The organism is Microbacterium sp. NPDC079356 (genome assembly GCF_049545465.1).
Classification (GTDB): domain Bacteria; phylum Actinomycetota; class Actinomycetes; order Actinomycetales; family Microbacteriaceae; genus Microbacterium; species Microbacterium gawkjiense.
The window spans coordinates 202,889-222,220 of record NZ_JBMWDN010000003.1; the positions used below are offsets into that span (position 1 = coordinate 202,889).

Annotated in this window: 16 protein-coding genes; 7 read left to right on the top strand and 9 right to left on the bottom strand. The window is 68.9% G+C overall.

The genetic code is table 11. From position 1 onward, the window contains the following. Nucleotides 1-26 precede the first annotated feature (26 nt). Nucleotides 27-347 carry a WhiB family transcriptional regulator gene (locus tag ACPEH0_RS09565; protein WP_366214078.1) on the bottom strand — a complete coding sequence of 107 codons (321 nt, stop codon included), beginning with the start codon at nucleotides 345-347 and terminating at the stop codon, nucleotides 27-29. A gap of 140 nt (nucleotides 348-487) precedes the next feature. Beyond that, a complete protein-coding gene (manA, locus tag ACPEH0_RS09570) occupies nucleotides 488-1,630 on the bottom strand; it encodes a mannose-6-phosphate isomerase, class I (RefSeq protein WP_366214077.1) in 1,143 nt (380 codons plus the stop codon). A gap of 92 nt (nucleotides 1,631-1,722) precedes the next feature. Between manA and ACPEH0_RS09575 the strand changes: the two genes are divergently transcribed. From ACPEH0_RS09575 to ACPEH0_RS09590, 4 genes are read left to right on the top strand one after another with little or no spacing between them, the layout of a single operon-like run. Then, on the top strand, nucleotides 1,723-3,123 hold the full coding sequence (locus tag ACPEH0_RS09575; protein ID WP_423719448.1) for an O-antigen ligase family protein: 1,401 nt from the start codon (nucleotides 1,723-1,725) through the stop codon (nucleotides 3,121-3,123). Beyond that, the gene (locus ACPEH0_RS09580; RefSeq protein WP_366214075.1) at nucleotides 3,120-4,439 is read left to right on the top strand and encodes an O-antigen ligase family protein; all 1,320 of its coding nucleotides are present in this window, start codon (nucleotides 3,120-3,122) and stop codon (nucleotides 4,437-4,439) included. The genes ACPEH0_RS09575 and ACPEH0_RS09580 overlap by 4 nt, the downstream gene beginning before the upstream one ends. 38 nt (nucleotides 4,440-4,477) lie before the next feature. Continuing rightward, the gene (locus ACPEH0_RS09585) at nucleotides 4,478-6,862 is read left to right on the top strand and encodes a CDP-glycerol glycerophosphotransferase family protein (protein ID WP_366214074.1); all 2,385 of its coding nucleotides are present in this window, start codon (nucleotides 4,478-4,480) and stop codon (nucleotides 6,860-6,862) included. A 54-nt stretch (nucleotides 6,863-6,916) separates the two neighbouring features. Further along, nucleotides 6,917-8,311 carry a bifunctional cytidylyltransferase/SDR family oxidoreductase gene (locus ACPEH0_RS09590; protein WP_366214072.1) on the top strand — a complete coding sequence of 465 codons (1,395 nt, stop codon included), beginning with the start codon at nucleotides 6,917-6,919 and terminating at the stop codon, nucleotides 8,309-8,311. A gap of 9 nt (nucleotides 8,312-8,320) precedes the next feature. Here ACPEH0_RS09590 and ACPEH0_RS09595 read toward each other — a convergent pair whose 3' ends face one another. Genes ACPEH0_RS09595 through ACPEH0_RS09610 form a run of 4 tightly spaced genes read right to left on the bottom strand, consistent with a single transcriptional unit; the run spans nucleotide 8,321 to nucleotide 13,934 of the window. Then, nucleotides 8,321-9,034, bottom strand: a complete 714-nt coding sequence (locus tag ACPEH0_RS09595) for an IspD/TarI family cytidylyltransferase (RefSeq protein WP_366214071.1) — start codon at nucleotides 9,032-9,034, stop codon at nucleotides 8,321-8,323. Next, on the bottom strand, nucleotides 9,031-10,842 hold the full coding sequence (locus ACPEH0_RS09600; protein WP_366214070.1) for a CDP-glycerol glycerophosphotransferase family protein: 1,812 nt from the start codon (nucleotides 10,840-10,842) through the stop codon (nucleotides 9,031-9,033). Before ACPEH0_RS09600 ends, ACPEH0_RS09595 begins: the two co-directional genes overlap by 4 nt. Further along, nucleotides 10,839-11,960: an NAD-dependent epimerase/dehydratase family protein gene (locus tag ACPEH0_RS09605; RefSeq protein WP_253035212.1), complete on the bottom strand. Its 1,122-nt coding sequence runs from the start codon at nucleotides 11,958-11,960 to the stop codon at nucleotides 10,839-10,841. The genes ACPEH0_RS09600 and ACPEH0_RS09605 overlap by 4 nt, the downstream gene beginning before the upstream one ends. 51 nt (nucleotides 11,961-12,011) lie before the next feature. After that, a complete protein-coding gene (locus ACPEH0_RS09610) occupies nucleotides 12,012-13,934 on the bottom strand; it encodes a glycosyltransferase (RefSeq protein WP_253035213.1) in 1,923 nt (640 codons plus the stop codon). An 83-nt stretch (nucleotides 13,935-14,017) separates the two neighbouring features. Here ACPEH0_RS09610 and rfbA point away from each other — a divergent pair, with 83 nt between their 5' ends. From rfbA to ACPEH0_RS09625, 3 genes are read left to right on the top strand one after another with little or no spacing between them, the layout of a single operon-like run. Then, entirely contained in the window at nucleotides 14,018-14,887 is an 870-nt protein-coding gene (rfbA, locus tag ACPEH0_RS09615; RefSeq protein ID WP_366214069.1) for a glucose-1-phosphate thymidylyltransferase RfbA, read from the top strand. A 2-nt stretch (nucleotides 14,888-14,889) separates the two neighbouring features. Then, a complete protein-coding gene (rfbB, locus tag ACPEH0_RS09620) occupies nucleotides 14,890-15,888 on the top strand; it encodes a dTDP-glucose 4,6-dehydratase (RefSeq protein WP_311862935.1) in 999 nt (332 codons plus the stop codon). Then, complete coding sequence (locus ACPEH0_RS09625) at nucleotides 15,885-17,288, top strand: bifunctional dTDP-4-dehydrorhamnose 3,5-epimerase family protein/NAD(P)-dependent oxidoreductase (protein ID WP_366214068.1); 1,404 nt, start codon at nucleotides 15,885-15,887, stop codon at nucleotides 17,286-17,288. The genes rfbB and ACPEH0_RS09625 overlap by 4 nt, the downstream gene beginning before the upstream one ends. 22 nt (nucleotides 17,289-17,310) lie before the next feature. Here the strand turns inward: ACPEH0_RS09625 and ACPEH0_RS09630 are convergent, their stop codons facing one another. The 3 genes from ACPEH0_RS09630 to ACPEH0_RS09640 all read right to left on the bottom strand — a co-directional run. Further along, nucleotides 17,311-18,057 (bottom strand): ABC transporter ATP-binding protein, encoded by a 747-nt coding sequence (locus ACPEH0_RS09630; RefSeq protein WP_311862938.1) that lies wholly within the window; start codon nucleotides 18,055-18,057, stop codon nucleotides 17,311-17,313. Next, entirely contained in the window at nucleotides 18,057-18,947 is an 891-nt protein-coding gene (locus ACPEH0_RS09635) for an ABC transporter permease (protein WP_366214067.1), read from the bottom strand. The genes ACPEH0_RS09630 and ACPEH0_RS09635 overlap by 1 nt, the downstream gene beginning before the upstream one ends. An 88-nt stretch (nucleotides 18,948-19,035) precedes the next feature. After that, a partial coding sequence (locus ACPEH0_RS09640; RefSeq protein WP_423719449.1) for an SH3 domain-containing protein occupies nucleotides 19,036-19,332 on the bottom strand: 297 nt, incomplete at its 5' end.

A 19,332-nucleotide genomic window follows, 5' to 3' on the forward strand; every position in this document is an offset into this window, starting at 1 on the left:
GGACGGACGGGGTGGCGCGGATCGTGTCAGGACGCGCGACGCTTGAGCTTGCGGCGCTCGCGCTCGCTCAGTCCGCCCCAGATGCCGAAGCGCTCGTCGTTCTGGAGCGCGTACTCGAGGCATTCGCCGCGGACGTCGCACGACGTGCAGATCCGCTTGGCGTCACGCGTCGAGCCGCCCTTCTCGGGGAAGAACGCCTCGGGGTCGGTCTGTGCGCAGAGCGAATCGGCCTGCCACGCGAGCGCGGTGTCCTCGTCGGTCTCGACACGCCGGCGGACACCGGGCACCCCGAGGTTCACCGGGTCGACGAACCAATTCTCGGGAACGCCGGAACGGTAACCCGTCATCTTGCTCTCCCACCTGTAGACACTCGCCGCGGTGCGGCCGATGCCTAATTACACCCGTGTGATTCGCTCCGGTCAAGTCGCAAATCGTAAACCCTCAACCCGTGATTGAATCTTCTTGACGCTCCCGGCGTGTCGCCGCGTCAGGCGGGTCGGCCGGGCTGAGCGAGGTAGGCGACCCCGTCGCCGGACAGGGCGATCGACGTTTCGTCCTGGGCGTACGCCGCCGTCCCCGGCGTGAGCGTCACCTCGCGCTCCGCGGCCCCGACGGTGACCTCCCCCGACACGACCAGGACGATCGCGGGACCGCTGAGGGGCGCCTGCACCGGCGCGCCGGCGAGGACGTGACGCGTGAGCAGGAAGTCGGGGACGCCGGCGTCGAACACCTCGCCCTCACCCTCCGGCACGGGTGTCAGCAGCGGCGCGGGTCCCGGTTCGGTGTCGACGATCCGCAGGAGCTCGGGGACGTCGATGTGCTTCGGGGTGAGACCGCCCCGCAGGACGTTGTCGCTCGCGGCCATCAACTCGACGCCGAGACCGTCCTGGTAGGCGTGCAGCACACCCGCCGGAGCGAAGACGGCCTCCCCCCGGCGCAGGACGACGAGATTCATGAGGAGGGCCACGACGATGCCCGCGTCCCCGGGGAAGTCGCGGACGATCGCGCGGAGGACGTCGAGCTCCTGCGCGAAGCCGGGCACGACCGCATCCGCCACGGCATCCGACACGTCGCGGACGACGTCCTCGGCGCGTCCGGTGAGCACCTCCTCGATCACCCCGCGCAGGGCGGCGGACGCGTCGGTCGCCGTCAGGGCGGAGCGCAGACGGTCGACCCCGGCGGCATCCCCCAGCCCGTCGAGGAGCCGGAGGGTGTCCGCGACGGGGCGGAGACCGACGAGCGCGCGGAACGGATCGCTCAGCGCCACGATGACCTCGGGCTTGTGGTTGTCGTCGCGGTAGATGCGGTCGCCGGCGTCGCGCGGCACCCCGGCGGCCTCCTCGGCGGCGAAGCCCGCCTTCGCCTGCGCGAGGTCGGGGTGGGCCTGGATCGACAGCGATGACGAGGCGGCGAGGATCTTCAGGAGAAAGGGCAGCGGCGGCTCTCCGGCCGCCGCGCGCGCCTCGGGCAGGGACCGCCCGTCCCCCAGGCGGGCGGGGCTGCCAGGATGGTCGCCGAACCACACCTCGGCCTCGGGGTCGCCGGTCGGCACCCGCCCCTGCAGGTCGGCGATCGCGGACGGGGATCCCCAGGCGTAGTCGCGGGGCTCGTTCGAGAGGGTCTCCAGCACGCGATCAGCCTAGGGCGTGCGGAGGAACGACCAGGCAGCAGGAAGCACAAGGCAGCAGGAAGCACAGGGCCGCGCGATACCCTTCTGTCACCATGGCCGTCCATTCCTCGCACCCGGTCTCGGCGCCGCCGGCCGCCCCGCCGCGCGAGCGGACGAGCCACATCCTCCTGCGGGGTTGGTGCATCCTCCTGCTCGTCATCACCCTGTCAGGCACGGCCCTCCCCCTCGCCTTCGGTATAGAGGTCGCCGCGGGCATCGGGATCGTGAGCTTCCTCGTCTCGGTCGTGCTGTGGGTGACGATCCGCCCGCGCGTGCAGTGGCGCCGACTGCCGTGGTACGCGCTCGCCTACCTCGCCTTCGCCGTCCTCTCCCTCTTCTGGTCGCACTGGCCGGACGCGACCCTCGCCACCGTCGCCCTCCTCATCGTGACGACGGTCGGCGCCCTGTTCGTGGGCGCCGTGCTCACCTGGCGCGAGGTCGTGCGCGCCCTGGCATCCGCTCTAAAGTGGATGCTGGCACTGTCGATCCTCTTCGAGCTCTGGGTCAGCTTCGTCTGGAACGGCCCGATCCTGCCGCACTTCGTCCGCCCCGACGGCCCCGTCGACGATCCGATCGTGCTGTGGTCTCGCGACAACCTGCTCGACGGCGGGCGGATCCAGGGCGTCTTCGGCAACGCCAACGCGCTCGCCTACGTCGCGCTCCTCGCCATCGTCGTCTTCGCCATCCGGATCGCCTCCCGCGCGCCTCGGCGCCCGGTCCTCGTGCTGTGGATCCTCCTCGCGGTGTACCTCTTCGTCCGGGCGGGGTCCGCGACCGCGACCGTGTCGGCCGTCGCCGTCGTGGTCGTGCTCATCACCGTGCTGATGATGCGCACGACGACCCGGGCCGGCGAGCGCACCCGCTACTACCTCGTCTACGCGATCGTCGCGGTGGGCGGACTGCTCGCGATCTGGGCGCTGCGAGACCGCGTCTTCTCGGCGCTCGGGCGTTCGAGCGACCTCACCGGCCGCGAGTCGATCTGGGAGAAGGTCCTCGAGCGGGCGGTCGAGCACCCCGTGATCGGCTGGGGCTTCTCCACGCCCTGGATCCCGACCGAGCCGGCCTTCGACCGCTGGATCGTGGACCACGGTCAGACCGTCATGCAGGCGCACAACATGTGGGCGGATGTCTTCCTGCAGCTCGGCGCCGTCGGTGTCGTCCTCATCAGCGCCGCGTACGTCGCGTTCGTCTGGCGGTCGTGGTTCTTCGCCGTCGACCGCCCCCGGTGGGACCTCGTGGCGGATCGGCCGTACACCGCGCTGACGCTGCTCCCGACCCTCACGGGCGCGATCCTCCTCGTGCAGGGCCTCGCCGAGTCGACGCCACTGCTGAACTGGGGATGGTTCCTGCTCATTCTCTTCGCGTTCAAGATCAAGCAGGCGCCGCTGGTCGGCCGCGGACCGTCCGAGGAGCGCCTCATCGGCGAACAGGGCGACAGGCCGACCGAGCGATGAGGACCGTGCGCGCGCTCCCCCGGCTCATCGCCGCGCTGCAGACCCCCGACGTCGCCGCCGCCTACACCCTCGTCACCGTCGGCGCCCTCTTCTCCACCCATGCGCTGCGCCAACTCATGGGCAACGCGGGGTATGGCGCCGTCCTCAGCGGTCTCTGCCTGATCGGCGCGGGGATGATGATCGCCCGCCGCGCGGAGCTCCGCCTCATCCACCTCATCCCGACCACGCTCCTGATGCTCCTGCTCTGGCTCATCATCACGGCGGGGTGGTCCGCGTCGCCCTCGGCGACCCTGACGGGGTGGCTGCAACTGGGCGCCCCGACCTTCCTCGCCGTCGTCGTCGCCCAGTTCCGCGACACGCTCCAGACCGTGCGCGCCACCGGCGACGTCCTGCGCGTGCTCCTCGGCGTCTCGCTCGGACTCGAGATCCTGAGCGGCATCCTGCTCGACCTGCCCATCGCCTTCCTCGGCATCGCCGGCAACCTCGCCGACGGGGGTCCCGTCCAGGGGATCTTCGGCACGCGCACCGTCCTCGGGGTGGTCACGATCATCGCCCTCGTGACCTTCCTCGTCGAATGGCGCACGCGATCGGTGAGTGCGGGCGTCGCGATCGGGTCCGTCTCGCTCGCGGCCGTCCTGGCGATGTTCACCGCGTCCCCCATCGTCCTGGGGATGGTCCTCGTCTCGGGCGCCGCGACGGGCGCGCTGGCCGTCCTTCGTCGCGTCCCCCTCCACGTCCGCCCGGTCCTGCAAGGGGTCCTGGCCGGCGCGGTCGCCGTGGGGCTGGTGCTCGTCTACATCTTCCGCCGACCGCTGGTCTACTGGCTCAACGCGGAACCCGACTTCTTCACCCGCTCCCGCCTGTGGAACGTGATCCTCGACATGTCGGCGCTGCGTCCGGTCCAGGGATGGGGGTGGGTCGGCACCTGGCCCGACCACCTCTCCCCCTTCACGTACATCCGCCTCGTCACCGGCCGCTCGCATGCCTCGGCCCTCGACGTCTGGATGGACGTCCTGCTGCAGGCGGGCGCCGTGGGGGTCGTGCTCCTCGTCGCCTTCGTCGGCCTCGCCCTCGCCCGCGCGTGGGCGACGGCGAGCGAGCGGCGCTCGACCGTCTACGTGTGGCCGGCCCTCGTCATCATCGTGCTCCTCACCGACTCCGTCGTGACGAGCTCCCCCCTCGGCGGCTTCGGGTGGTTCCTCCTCGTGCTGTGCGCCACGCAGGCGTCCCTCGTGCGCGGCTGGCGGCGCGAGCGCCCCCTGCCCCCGGATGCGTCGGAGCGTCCCGACACGTTCGGGCTCGGAGCACCGGCTTAGAATCGAGCGACACCCGCCACGATCCAGGAGGTTCCACCGTGCGATCACTTCGCCGGCGTCTGCGAGGGAACGCCTTCCTGCAGAGGTGGCGCTTCGGGCTGTGGATCGCCCTCTATGCCCTCGCCTCGCGGATCGCGCGCGTCCAGCAGGGACGCACCCTCTTCCTCTCGGACTCCCGCCGGGGCTTCTCGGGCAACATCGCCTTCCTCCGCGACGAGATCCGACGTCAGCGGCCGGAGGCGAAGGTCGTCGGCATCTTCAAGGGAAGCCTCGCCGAGCGGCGCCCCCTCCGCGACTCGCTGCGGCTGCCCTGGGAGCTCGCCCGCGCGCAGACCATCGTCCTCGACGACTACTACCCGATGATCTACCCGTTGCAGCTGCGTCCCGAGACGCGTCTGCTGCAGGTCTGGCACGCCGCCGGTGCCTACAAGAAGGTCGGCTGGAGCCGCGCGGGCCTTCCCGGCGGCCCCCTCCCCGGGTCGGTCGCGCACCGCAACTACACGGATGCCACGGTGAGCTCGGAGGCGATCCGTCCCGATTACGCGGAGGCGTTCGACATGGACGTCGCGCGGGTCCACGCGCTGGGCGTGCCGCGCACCGACGTCTTCTTCGACACCGACCTGATCGCGCGCAGCGCCACCGAGGTCCGCACCCGCCTCGGCATCCGACCCGAGCAGCGCATCGCCGTGTTCGCGCCGACCTTCCGGGGCAACGGCCAGCTGAGCGCGCACTACGACGTGGACTGGGTGCCGTGGCTCCGGCTCGTCGAGGAGTTGGGCGAGGAATGGGTGGTCCTCGTCAAGCTGCACCCGTTCGTCGCGCGCGCCACCGCCGGAATCCCGTCGCACGAGCGGATCCTCGACGTCTCCGCGGAACGCGAGCTCAACGATCTGCTCATGGCGGCCGACGTCCTCATCACGGACTACTCCTCGGCGATCTTCGAGTTCTCCCTGCTCGGCCGCCCGATGGTCTTCTTCTGCCCCGACGTCGAGGTCTACGCCGCGGAGCGCTCGTTCTACCACCCGTTCGAGGACTACCTCGCCGGTCCCCTCGTGACCGACGGCGCCGACCTCGCCGGCGCCATCCGGGACGCGCGCGCCGGCGCGGACCTCGCCGCGTTCCGGGAGCGGTTCATGTCGGCGTGCGACGGCCGATCGACCGAGCGCATCGTGCGCGAGATGATCCTCACTCCCCGTGAGGTCCACGACCGCCCCGCGATGCTCGACGCACCCCCCGTCGCGCCGACCCGCATCGACGGCCCGGTCGGCCGGCACGTGTTCGCGGCCCGCGTCGCGCGGACGGTGCTCGGGGTCTGCTACGCGCCGCTCAAGCTGCTGCCCACCCGACGCAAGGTGGTGATGATCAGCCGGGAGCACCCCGAGGAGACCGACGACTTCATCGACCTGCGCACCGCGATCGCCGCCATGGACCCGTCCGTCTCGGTCGTGTCGCTCGTGCGGATGGTCCCGCCCGGCCTCCTCCGCAAGATCGGCTACGCCGGGCACCTGCTGGTGCAGATGTACCACGTCGCCACCGCGCGCGTCCTGGTCGTCGACACCTACTCGATGGTCGCCAGCATGCTGCGGCATAAGGACGAACTGAGCGTCATCCAGATCTGGCACGCTCTCGGAGCCTTCAAGAAGTTCGGTCTCAGCATCCTCGGCACCGGCGAAGGACGCGATGCGCGCCTCGCGCAGGCCATGCGGATGCATGCGGGGTACGACCTCGTGCTGGCCAGCGGCGAGGTGTGCCGCGCGCCGTACGCCGAGGCGTTCGGCACCGACGAGAGCCGGATCGTGGTGGCTCCCCTGCCCCGCGTGGACCGCCTGCGCGACGAGGAGCTCACCCGTCGCACGCGCGAGCGCATCTACCGCCGGCATCCGCATCTGCGGGACGCGCGTGTGGCCGTGTTCGCCCCGACGTTCCGGATCGAGGACACCGCCATGTCCGCCCCCGACGACGTCGTCGCCGCCCTCGCGGCGATCGGGGTCCACGTGGTCGTGAAGCTCCACCCCCTGATGACGCTCCGCGGGAGCGCCGTCGACACCGCCGACGGCTTCTCGACGCAGGAGATGCTGACCGTCGCCGACGTCTTCATCACCGACTACTCCTCGACGCTGTTCGAGGCGGCCGTGCGCGGCATCCCGACCTACTTCCTCGCTCCGGACCTCGACGAGTACCTGGCGACCCGCGACTTCTACCTCGACTACCGGCGCGACCTGCCCGGCCCCGTATGCACCACCGTCGGGGAGCTCGCGGCCGCCGTCGAGGCCGAGACCGCGACGACGACGGATGCCGCGGCGTTCGCCGCACGCTGGGTCGCCGAGACGGGCGCCGCCACCGGGCACCCGTGCACGGAACGGATCGCGCGACTCGTGCTCGACCGCGTGGCCGGCAGGGGGCCCGCAGAGCCCCTCGCATAGGATGGTGCGGACGTGCCAGCGCACGCCCGCACCGACTCACGAGGAGCCCTCGCCGTGACCACAGCCCGTACCGTCGCCGTCGTCCTCGCGGGTGGCATCGGAGTCCGGGTGGGTCTCGGCATCCCCAAGCAGCTCATCAAGATCGCCGGCAAGGCGATCGTCGAGCACACGCTCGAGGCGCTCGAGGCCAGCCCCCGCATCGACGAGATCATCATCATGATGAACGCGGCCGCGATCGGCGAGCTCGACCACCTGCTCGACACCGGCCGGTTCACGAAGCTCAGCCGCATCCTCCCCGGCGGCGAGACCCGCAACGACACGACCCAGCTGGCCATCGCCGCGCTCGAGGGCGACGACACGAAGGTCCTCTTCCACGACGCGGTCCGTCCCTTCATCGACGACCGCATCATCGAGGACTGCGTGCGCGCCCTCGACACCTACGAGGCCGTCGACACCGCCATCCCCTCGGCGGACACGATCATCCAGGTCGACGCGGATCGGCTGATCACCGGCATCCCGGACCGCTCCCTGCTCCGTCGTGGACAGACGCCGCAGGCCTTCCGTCTCGGCACGATCCGCAAGGCGTACGAGATCGCCGCGACCGATCCGCACTTCCGCGCGACCGACGACTGCGGCGTCGTCTTCACCTACCTGCCCGACGTCCCCATCTACGTCGTCGACGGCACCGCCGAGAACATGAAGGTGACGGAGCCCATCGACGTCCACATCGCCGACAAGCTCTTCCAGCTGCAGTCCGCGAGCCTGTCGCTCGAGAGCATGACGACGGTCCCCGACCTGTCGGGGAAGTCCGTCGTCGTGTTCGGCGGCAGCTACGGGATCGGTGAGAGCATCGTCCAGCAGGCGACGGATGCCGGGGCCACGGTCCACGAGTTCAGCCGGTCGTCGACGGGTACCGACATCCGCTCCGCCAAGGCCGTGCGCGCCGCCCTCGCCGAGGCGCACTCCCGGAGCGGTCGTATCGACGTCGTCATCGTGACCGCGGGCGTGCTGCGCATCGCTCCGCTGGTGGAGAGCCGCAAGCGCGACCTGAAGGACACGATCCAGGTGAACCTGATCGCGCCGGCTGTCGTGGCTCGCGAGTCGCACCCCTACCTCGCCGAGACGGCGGGGCAGGTCGTGCTGTTCACCTCGAGCTCATACACCCGCGGACGGGCCGGCTACAGCGCCTATTCGGCGACCAAGGCGGGTGTCGTGAACCTCACGCAGGCCCTCGCCGAGGAGTGGGAGGCGTCCCGGGTGCGCATCAACTGCATCAACCCGCAGCGCACCCGCACCCCGATGCGGACGCAGGCCTTCGGCGACGAGCCGGTCGACAGCCTGCTCGACCCGGCCGACGTCGCGCGCGTCACTCTGAACGTGGCGGCGTCCGACCTCACCGGTCAGATCGTCACGGTCAACGTCGCCGCGATGCGCAACGCCGCGGGCTGAGCCCGCGCCTCAGCCGCCGATCTGGTTGCGCTCGATGACGTCGAAGAACGCGCGGCAGACGTAGTAGTCCTCTGCCGTCGTGATCTTGATGTTCGAACGCGGACCGTCGACGCGGTACAGGGTGTGCCCGTACCGGCGCAGCAGGCTGCAGGTGTCGATCGAGTCGCTCTCGCCGTCGGCGACGGCCTGGTCGTAGACGCCGAGGACGGTGTCGAGACGGCCGCTCTGCGGCGCCTGCGCGACGTACAGGTGGTCGCGCGGGATGACCTCGTCGACGGCGCCCGCGGCCGAGGAGATGATCGTCTCGTTGAACTTCGTGCTGGTGATGGCGGGCCCCTGCGAGCGGACGGTCTCGATGTTCGCCGAGATCACGTTCGCGTTGATGAGGGGACGCACCCCGTCGTGCAGGAGGACGACGGTGTCACCGGGAGCCTCGTTGGCGACGGCCCGCAGCGCGCGGTGGCGGGACTCCTGACCGGTCGCGCCGCCGTCGACGATCCAGTTCACCTTGGTCAGCTCGTACCGGGCGACCAGACGCGCGAAACGGTCGCGCCACTCCGGCAGGATCGACACGGCGATGCGGTCGATCTCGGGGTGGTCCTGGAAGTGCTGCAGCGTGTGGACGATCAGCGGTGTTCCGTGGATCTCGAGGAACTGCTTCGGCAGGGTCGCCGACGTCATCCGGGATCCGATCCCGCCGGCGAAAATGATGGCGATGTTCACGCGATCTCCTCTTCTGGGACGTCCTTCTCACTGGACTCGGTGGTGTTCGCATCGGAACGCTCGGTCGGGACCGGGCTCTCGGTGATCTTCTCGGTGTCGGGGTTGCCCAGGATCAGCCAGTCGATGACGCGGTCGGCGGCCCCGGTGTCGACGCGGTCGAAGTTGAGGCGACGGAACTGCGCGACCTTCTCCTGCTCGAACTCGCCGGTGCGGAGCGCGTCGATGACGTCGTCGAAGGTGTCGGCGACGCGGCCCGGAGCGGTCTCGTCGTAGTCGCGGTGGAAGCCTCGCGTCGCGGCGTAGTTCACCTTGTCGGGCGCGAAGAACAGCATCGGGCGATCGAGCAACGAGAACTCGTAGATGATCGACGAGTAGTCGGTGATGAGCACATCCGTCGCGTGCAGCAGGTTGAGCCCGTCCGGGTAGTGCGTGAAGTCGAAGAAGCGATCCTGGTACTGCTCGGGGATCTCGATCGGGTTCTTCACGAAGTGGTGCATCCGGAACAGGACGACGGTGTCGTCGCCGCACACCTCGTAGAGGGCGTCGAAGTCGATCTGGCTGTAGTCGTAGAACGCCGTGTAGATCGACCGTCCGCGGAACGTCGGCGCGAACAGCACGACCTTCTTCCCGGCGATCTGCGGATACTCGGTGGCGAACGTCGTAAGGAACCGGTCGCGCAAGGTGGTGTCGAGGAACCAGTCGACGCGCGGCAGGCCCGTCGGGATGACGGCGGCCTCCTCGATGCCGAACGCTTCCGCGTAGACGTGACGCAGGTGCTCCGAGCCCGTGATGGCGAAGGTGTACTGCCGGTGCGGGTGCCAGAGCTTGGGCGACCCCAGGTTGCCGAAGCGGCTGTATCCGACCGACTTGAATCCGCTGCCGGCATGCCAGAGCTGGATGACCTTGGTGCGCGGGTCCATCCGCAGACTCTTGAGGATGCCGAAGTAGTCGTCGAGCAGCACGATCTCGCTCGTCGCGAGCAGGTAGATGATCCGGAGCGTCGTGCCCCAGCCGCCCGAGCGCGGCAGGCGGAAGGAGTACTTCATGTCGAAGCGGTCCTGCAGACCGCGCTCGACGATCCGCTCCTGGACGCGACGGAGGTTGCCCTCGATGCGCAGACGCTGATCGGACGCGAAGAGGATGCGGCCGGGCTTCACCCCGACCGTGCGGGTGATCAGCTGGTAGATGAGTCCCGCGTACCGCTGCTTCGCGGGGGCGCCGAGGAAGAACGCTTTGAGGCGCTTCATCGGACGGAACTTCTTCGGCTTCGGTCGGGAGCGGAAGAGGTGGTAGCTCCGCATGAGGAAGTCGAGCCGTTCCAGGTCGACCGCGTTCTCGGCGATGCCGAACGAGACGGTCGTGACGGCGCGGTTGCCGTCGTACAGGAAGACGCGGGACCCCTCGTCGAGTTCGAGCAGCGAACGTCCGTCGAAACGCGCCGGCGCGACCCGTTCCCCGTGCGCGAACATCACGATGCGCCAGGTGCCGTTGGGGATCGCCTGACGGTCCCGGAACGTCGGGACGTCGACATGCAGTTCGAACGAGCCGGGTCCGACCGCGGTGAAAGGCACCGGGATGCGCCGCTTGCCGTCGATGAGTCGGAAGTCGACGGCGGGCGGGGGCACCTCGCCCCGCTCAGGGGGCAGCGGCGTCCAGTCCCCCACCTGGACGACCGACAGGCGGATCGTGAGCTTCGCCCTCTCCCAGCTGAGCTCGTCGACGGTGACGTCGAACGGCGGCAGAGGCCGGATGATCTCCGCCTCGCTCACCGGGACGACGGATGCCGGAGGCACAGCGGCATCCGTCACGACCCGGACCCCGTTTCGCGCTCCTCGTGCCACGCCAGCGTGCGGTCGAGCCCCCGCTGCAGACCGACGTGCGGGGCCCACCCGAGGCCCCGGAGCCGCGCGTCGTCGAGTCCCTGACCCTTGACGGCGTTGTAGCGGCTGAGGTCGACGCCCTCCGCGAACCGCACGCTGAGCCCCTTCTCGGGTCGCGCCTGCGTGAACGCCTCGGCGAGCTCCCGGATGCTGATGAACCCGTCGCGATCGGAGATGTTGTACGCGGTGTCCTCCCCCAGGAGGATCGCCGCGAACATTCCGGACACGGCATCCGCGAGGTAGGTGTAGGTGCGGCGGGCGCTGCCGTCGCTGTTGAGCGTGATGTCGCGCCCCGCGAGGACGTCCGAAGCGAAATCGGCTTGGACGCGGCCGTCGTCGAGAGCCATGACCGGTCCGTAGATGTGACCGAAACGGCCGATCGTGATCGGGACACCGTGCTGTGCGTGGTAGCTCACCGCGATCGTCTCGGCCGCACGCTTGCCTTCGATGTAGGACGCCCGGGGCGTCAGGATGTCGACCGCGCCGTAATCGGACTCGCCGACGAGGGATCCGTCGTCGGCGCGCTGGCCGTAGACCTCCGCCGACGACATCAGCACGAAGCGCGCTCCCCCCGAGGCGACGCAGAGGTCGAGCAGTCCGAAAGCGCCGTTGACGTTCGCGCGGATGGAGTCGACGGGATTCGCTGCGTGCAACGCGGGGCGTGCGGGAGAGGCGCCGTGGATCACCAGGTCCACCGTGCGGTCGAGCTCGATCCTTTCGCGGACGTCCCCCTTCACCAGGACGACGTCGTCCCGGTCGGTCACCGAGCCGAGAAGAGCCCGTGCCTTGTCGAGGTCGCGCACGAGCGCGATCACGGTGATGCCCGCGTCCCGAACGTCGTTGAGACCCAGCAGCGTGTAGAGGGCGTAGGAGGGGATCATCCCTGCGGCGCCCGTCACGAGCACCGTGGCACCCTGGAGCCGCTCCCACGGGAGCGGCTGCCCGACGATCTCGGCGATGTCGCCGTCGATGACGGCGCTCCCGGTCACGCGGACGACGGGTGCCGTCGCGGTCGTTCCATCGCCACGGGGTGTGTGTTCAGGCATTTTGCCGATTCTACGGCACCGGTTCGCGATCGCCCTGAGCGCCGGGCCGTCTCAACGGAGCCCGAGTTTGCGCAGCACCTTGCCGACCTTGCGGCGGAGGGTCGGCGCCGCGGGCTTCGCCGTGGGACGCGCGCTCTGCGCCGTACGCGCCGTGCGCGCCATGTCGACACCGCCGGGCCGCCGCCGGAAGGACCACGATGTGGCGCCTCCGGGAGCACGGTCTCCGATGCGGAGCTCACGAACGTCGGGGTGCGGTCCGGGGATGCGGAGGAGAGCGTGCCCGTCCTTCACCGTCAGCGTCGCCGCCGTCGCTCGCGGTCCGGCGGCGCCGGCCTTCCACTCGCCCACGGATGCGTCGACGGACCCCGAGCCGTCGTGTCGGCCATCGAGGCTGATCACGAGATCGCCACCCTCCAGAGAAGCAGCCGTCGGGCTGAGCCGCCGAACGGCTTCCTGTTGGCCGTCCGGGATGAGAGTGGCGGCTCCGCCGTCGTTCGGGTAGACGAGGTGAAGGTGGCCGTCGGCGACCGAGACGGACGCGGGGATCGCGGACTTGACGGCGCGTGCAGTCGTCGCGCTGCCGAACCTCGTATGCAGGCGGATGTCCCAGTGGGATCCGCTATCGAGAGGACGACCGAACGCGGCGCGGCGCGGATCGATCGAGAACCTCATCCGGCCGGCAATCCCGACCGTGCCGTCGGGGCGATCCTCGACGCTCACCTCCGAGGTCGTCTCAAGGGCCCAGGCCACCCGCGACTGTCGCGAGTGACCGAATGCCGTGAGCTCGATCGCGTCGATCTCCCGGGTCACGTCGATCGCGTCGCTGGAGACCGCATCGAGGACCTCCTGGGGAAGATCCTTGACGATCCGGCTGCCCATGCGCCGCAGAGCGGGGCGACGGCCCGAGGAATCGGCCCACTCGACGACCCCCTCGACGTGGAGGACGCCATCGCGCCACTGCACCGCGTCGGCACTCCCCCATCCGGGCACAGCGGCATCCAGCGCGCACACCGTCTCGATTAGATCCTGACGACCCGCATGGAGCAGCTCAGCGCGCAACCGACGCGATACGGCGAGCCGACTGTCCAGACGCCGGTAGCCGTAATCGGCCTGCAGGGCAGCCGCGTGCTCGAAGATGAACTTCTTGTTGCGCTCGGATCGCTCGGTGAACTTGAGGTCGAAAGCGCCGACCACGCGCGAGTTGTACTGATGCAACTCGAGCTGTTCGCGCTGCATCCGGTTCTCTTCGCCGGGCAGCGTCTCGACGGTGGCGGAGCAGACGCGACGCAGCCACTCCCAGTAGTCGTCGTTGGACTTCAGGAACGTGGTGGACCCGCTGCCCTCGGTCGTCACCCAGTGGTAGTACGGGACGCTGGCGAGCGAGGACACCACCTTCGCGTCCCGGGCGACCTGGAGGTTGAAGAAGATGTCCTCCCACAGCACCCGCCTCCCCTCGGGGAAACGGATTCCGTGCTGGTCGAGGAACGCCTTCCGGTAGAGCTTGTGGGGATTCATCGGGAGGAGCGGGTGCACGTCCTCGCGCCCCTTCGCCTGGGGGCGATCCACGTCGTAACTTCCGAGCGCCCACCCGGGATCGGTGGTTCGCGACTCCTTGCCGCTGACGACGTCTGCGCGATGGGCTGCGGCGAACTCGTACGCCGCTCGGAGCGCATCCGGGTAGAGCTCGTCGTCGTGGTCCATGAAAGCGACGTACTCGCCCCGAGCGAGGTCGATGCCCACATTCCGGGGCTTCGACGGCCATCCGGAATTTTCGATCGCCTCGACCCGCACGTTGCGGTGCGTGGACTGGAGTCCGCGGAGCCGTTGCAGGGTGTCGTCCGGCGAGCCGTCGTCGACGAAGATCACTTCGAACTCCGACGTCGGCAGGGTCTGCCGATCGAGCGACCCGACGAGCCGGGTCAGTCCCTCGGGAGGTGTCTGGTAGGTGGGCACGACGACCGAGACCTTGATCACCAGGCCATGTTACGGGCGCGGTCCCACGGCTCGCAGGATTTCGGCGTCGGGCGCACGACACCGCTTGTGGAACGATGGGAGCCATGAAGGGCATCATTCTCGCGGGGGGTTCGGGGACGCGGTTGCACCCGATCACGCTCGGTGTGTCGAAGCAGTTGATCCCGGTGTACGACAAGCCGATGATCTACTACCCGTTGTCGACGTTGATGCTCGCCGGCATCCGCGACATCCTCATCATCACGACTCCGCATGATGCGGAGCACTTCGAGCGGTTGCTGGGGGACGGGTCGCAGTTCGGGGTGTCGTTGTCGTTCGCGCAGCAGCCCTCACCCGATGGTCTCGCGCAGGCGTTCACGATCGGGGCGGACCACATCGGCGGCGACAAGGTCGCTCTGGTCCTGGGTGACAACCTGCTGTACGGGCCGGGGCTGGGGTCGCAGCTGGCACGGTTCCGGGATGTCGACGGGGGCGCGGTGTTCGCGTACTACGTCGGCGAGCCCGAGGCGTACGGCGTGGTGGAGTTCGACGCCGACGGTCGTGCGATCTCCCTGGAGGAGAAGCCGGCGCAGCCCAAGAGCAACTACGCGGTGCCGGGTCTGTACTTCTACGACAACGACGTCGTCCAGATCGCCCGCGACCTGAAGCCGTCCCCGCGTGGGGAGTACGAGATCACGGACGTGAACAAGGCGTACCTGTCGGCGGGCTCCCTGCAGGTGCAGGTGCTGCCGCGCGGAACGGCGTGGCTGGACACGGGCACGTTCGATCAGATGCTGGATGCCGGTGAGTACGTCCGCACCATCGAACGCCGCACCGGCTTGAAGATCGGGGTGCCCGAGGAGGTCGCGTGGCGGCAGGGGTTCCTCACCGACGATCAGCTCCGCGAACGGGCCGAGAAGCTCGTCAAATCCGGGTACGGCACGTACCTTCTCGACATCCTGAACAGGGGCCTGTGACCATGGCACACCTTCTCGTGACCGGCGGCGCCGGTTTCATCGGGTCGAACTTCGTCCACCACGTGATCGGGCACACCGACCACACCGTGACGGTGCTCGACAAGCTCACCTACGCCGGCAACGAAGCATCCCTCGCCGGTCTCCCTGAAGACCGGGTCGACCTGGTCGTCGGGGACATCGCCGATGCGGAACTGGTCGACACCCTGTTCCAGAAGGCGGATGCCGTCGTCCACTACGCGGCGGAGTCCCACAACGACAACTCGCTGCACGACCCGCGTCCGTTCCTGGACACGAACATCATCGGCACGTACACGCTGCTCGAGGCGGCACGCCGCCACGACACCCGGCTGCACCACATCTCCACCGACGAGGTGTACGGCGACCTGGAACTCGACGACCCCGCCCGGTTCACCGAGCACACCCCCTACAACCCGTCCTCGCCGTACTCGTCGACCAAGGCCGGCAGCGACCTGCTCGTGCGCGCCTGGGTCCGCTCGTTCGGGGTGCGCGCCACGATCAGCAACTGCTCCAACAACTACGGCCCGTACCAGCACGTGGAGAAGTTCATCCCCCGCCAGATCACCAACGTGATCCGCGGCATCCGTCCCAAGCTGTACGGCAAGGGCGAGAACGTCCGCGATTGGATCCACGCCGACGACCACTCCTCGGCCGTCCTCACCATCCTCGACAAGGGCGAGATCGGCGAGACCTACCTCATCGGCGCCGACGGGGAGAAGGACAACAAGACCGTCGTCGAACTCATCCTCGAGCTCATGGGCCAGTCCCCCGACGCCTACGACCACGTCACCGATCGCGCCGGGCACGACCTGCGCTACGCGATCGACTCCACCAAACTCCGCACCGAACTCGGCTGGACCCCGAGCTACCAGGACTTCGAAGCCGGCCTCGCCGCCACCATCGACTGGTACCGCCGCAACGAAGCCTGGTGGGCCCCCGCCAAGGACGGCGTCGAAGCCTTCTACGCCTCGAAGGGCCAGTGAGAGTGACGGATTTCGGTAAGGCGCTGTCGGCCACCGAGACCGGGATCCCCGGTCTCGTCGTCTGGGACCTCCCCGTCCACGGGGACAGCCGCGGCTGGTTCAAGGAGAACTGGCAGCGGGAGAAGATGACCGCGGCGGGGCTCGCGGACTTCGGTCCCGTGCAGAACAACATCTCGTTCAACGACGCGGTCGGGACGACGCGCGGCATCCACGCGGAACCCTGGGACAAGTGGGTCTCGGTCGCGACGGGCCGGATCTTCGGTGCGTGGGTGGACCTGCGCGAAGGCCCGACGTTCGGCACGGTCTTCACGGCCGAGCTCGACCCGTCGCGCGCGATCTTCGTGCCGCGCGGTGTCGGAAACTCCTACCAGACGCTCGAGCCCGACACCGCCTACACGTACCTCGTCAACGACCACTGGTCCCCCGACGCGTCGTACTCCTTCCTGAACCTGGCCGATGAGACGGCGGCGATCGACTGGCCGATCCCGCTGGCCGACGTCGAGATCTCGGCGAAGGACCTGGCCCACCCGCGGTTGGCCGACGTCGTGCCGATCCCGCCGAAGAAGACCCTGGTGGTGGGGGCGAACGGACAGCTCGGACGCGCCCTGCGCGCCGCCTACGGCGAGGACGAGAGCGTCGAGTTCGCCGGCCGGCAGGAGCTCGACCTCACCGGCGATCTGCACGCCGCTCGCCGGTGGCGCGACTACGGCACGATCGTGAACGCCGCGGCCTACACGGCCGTCGATGCCGCCGAGACCGACCGCGCCGGCGCGTGGGCGGGGAACGTCACCGCGGTCGCCCAGCTGGCGCGGATCGCGGCCGAGAACGGCCTCACCCTCGTCCACGTCTCGAGCGACTACGTCTTCGACGGAACGGCCACGACGCCGTACACCGAGGACGAGCCGGTCGCTCCCCTCGGTGTCTACGGGCAGACGAAGGCCGCCGCCGACGCGATCGTCGCGACCGTCCCGCGCCACTACATCGTCCGCACGTCCTGGGTGATCGGCGAGGGCAAGAACTTCGTCGGCACGATGGCCTCCCTGGCCGAGCGCGGCGTCGCGCCCTCGGTCGTCGACGATCAGATCGGTCGGCTCACGTTCACGGACGACATCGCCGGCGGCATCCGTCACCTGCTCACCAGCGCCGCGCCCTACGGGACCTACAACCTCACCGGCGGGGGCGCTCCGGCGTCATGGGCGGACATCGCCGCCGAGGTCTACGAGCTCACCGGCCACGACCGCACGGCGGTTTCGGGAGTCAGCACCGAGCAGTACTTCGCGAACGCGACCGCCCCCGTCGCGCCGCGCCCGCGGTGGTCGGTCCTCGACCTCGGCAAGATCGAGGCGACGGGGTACTCCCCGCGCGACTGGCGGGAGTCGCTGCGCGACCACCTCGGCTGAGCGCGCGGGGCGAGCGGAACGCTCAGCCCTTCTCGAGCACCTCGAGGGCATCGTCGATCGGTCCGTCGAAGACGACCTTGCCCTTGCGGATGACGACGCCCCGCGAGCACAGGCTCTTCACGATGTTCTTGCTGTGGCTGACGATCATCATCGTCACACCCTTGTCGGCGAGCTCGCGCAGCTTCGCGTCGCACTTCGCACGGAAGGGTGCGTCACCCACCGAGAGGACCTCGTCGACGAGCAGCACGTCGAGTTCGACATGGATCGCGACGCTGAACGCGAGACGCATGAACATGCCCGAGGAGTAGTGCTTGACCTCCTGGTCGATGAAGTCGCCGATGCCGCTGAACTCGACGATCTCGTCGTAACGGGCTTTCGTCTCCTTCTCGGTCATCCCGAGGATGGCGGCGTTGAGGAAGACGTTCTCGCGGCCGGTGAGGTCGGGGTGGAAGCCGGCACCGACCTCGATGAGACCGGCGACACGGCCGCGCGTGAAGACACGGCCTTCGTCGGGCTCGAGGACGCCGGAGACGAGCTTGAGCGTCGTCGACTTGCCCGAACCGTTCAGCCCCATGATGGCGACGGACTCGCCCTCGGCGATCTGGAACGAGATGTCATCGAGCGCCTGGAACTGGCGCGAGCGCGTGGACTGCCTCTTGATGACGCTGATGAAGGCGTCCTTCAGGGAGCGCGCGGAGCGCTTGTTGAACCACTTCGAGACGTGCTCGACGATGATCCGGGGCTGGGCTTCGGTGGCGGTACGGGACATCACAGATCCTGGGCGAAGGTGCGCTCGGCGCGGCGGAAGACGAGCTGGCCGATGACCAGGGTGACGAGGATGACGCCGGCGGATGCCGCGACGTGCCACCCGAACTCCGGCGGCCAGCCGAGGTTGGCGGGCGCGGGCGAGGCCTCGTTCACCACGGGCAGCGCGCCCCAGAACGCGTGGTGGAACATCTCGACGGCCACCGCGAGGGGGTTCGAGATCCAGACGTGGAACAGCCACCGGAAACCTTCGGTGCGCTCGTAGACCATGGCCCAGGTGTAGAGGACGGGGACCGACCACGTCGCGATCGTCCGGATGATGTCGACGGTGTTGCTCGCGTCGCGGAAGCGCACGTTGAGGGCGGCGAAGAAGAGCCCCAGGCCCGTCACGAAGAGGAGGACCAGCAGCATCCCGAGGAGGACCAACCCGACCGAGGCGAAGCTCGGCAGCCACCCGAACAGCAGGCTCACGATGATGAGGACGGCGAGCTGCGGGAGGAAGTGGGTGAAGGCACCGATGATGGCGGCGAGGGGGAACAGCTCGCGCGGCAGGTAGATCTTGCGGACGAGGGCGCGGTTGCTGACGATCGACTGCGTCGCCGCCCCCAGCGTCTCGTTGAACAGGTTGACGAGGACGAGACCGCTGAAGAGGTACAGCGGGAACGCCGGCACGCTCCTGTGGAGCCCCAAAATCTGCCCGACCACGAGGAAGTAGACGAGGAACTGGACCGTGGGTCGGACATAGGACCAGAACCACCCGAGCACCGAGTTGCGGTATCGCAGGGACGTGCTCTTGCCGATCAGCAGCCGGAGAAGGTAGCGGTACTCGAAGACGTCGAGGATGCCGCGTCCACGTCCAGGCGTGTCGAAGGCGCTGTAATCGATCTGTGTCACGGGTTTCCTTGCGAAGGCGGGTGCCGTTCAGGCCGTCGATCATCCTATCCGACGGTTCCTGAACGACCTCCGGCGGGGTCGTGTCGCGTCAGCGCAGGAAGTCGCTGCTTACCCAGCCGGTCTTGCCCTGGAACGACGTCTTCCGCCAGATCCCCGAGGATGCGGTGGTGGTGACCTTGGTCCCCTTCGGGATCACGACGAGGATCTTGCCCGAGGTGGACGGCTGATCGCGGAGGTTGAGCGCTGCGGTGGTGGTCTTGACACTCGTTGCGGGAGACGCGCTCAGCTTCTTCAGCTCGGAGTCCCGCATCCAGCCCTTCGTCGACCCCGCGGTGACGGCGCGCCAGATCCCGAACGTGTCGTGCACGGTGACCTTCGTGCCGGC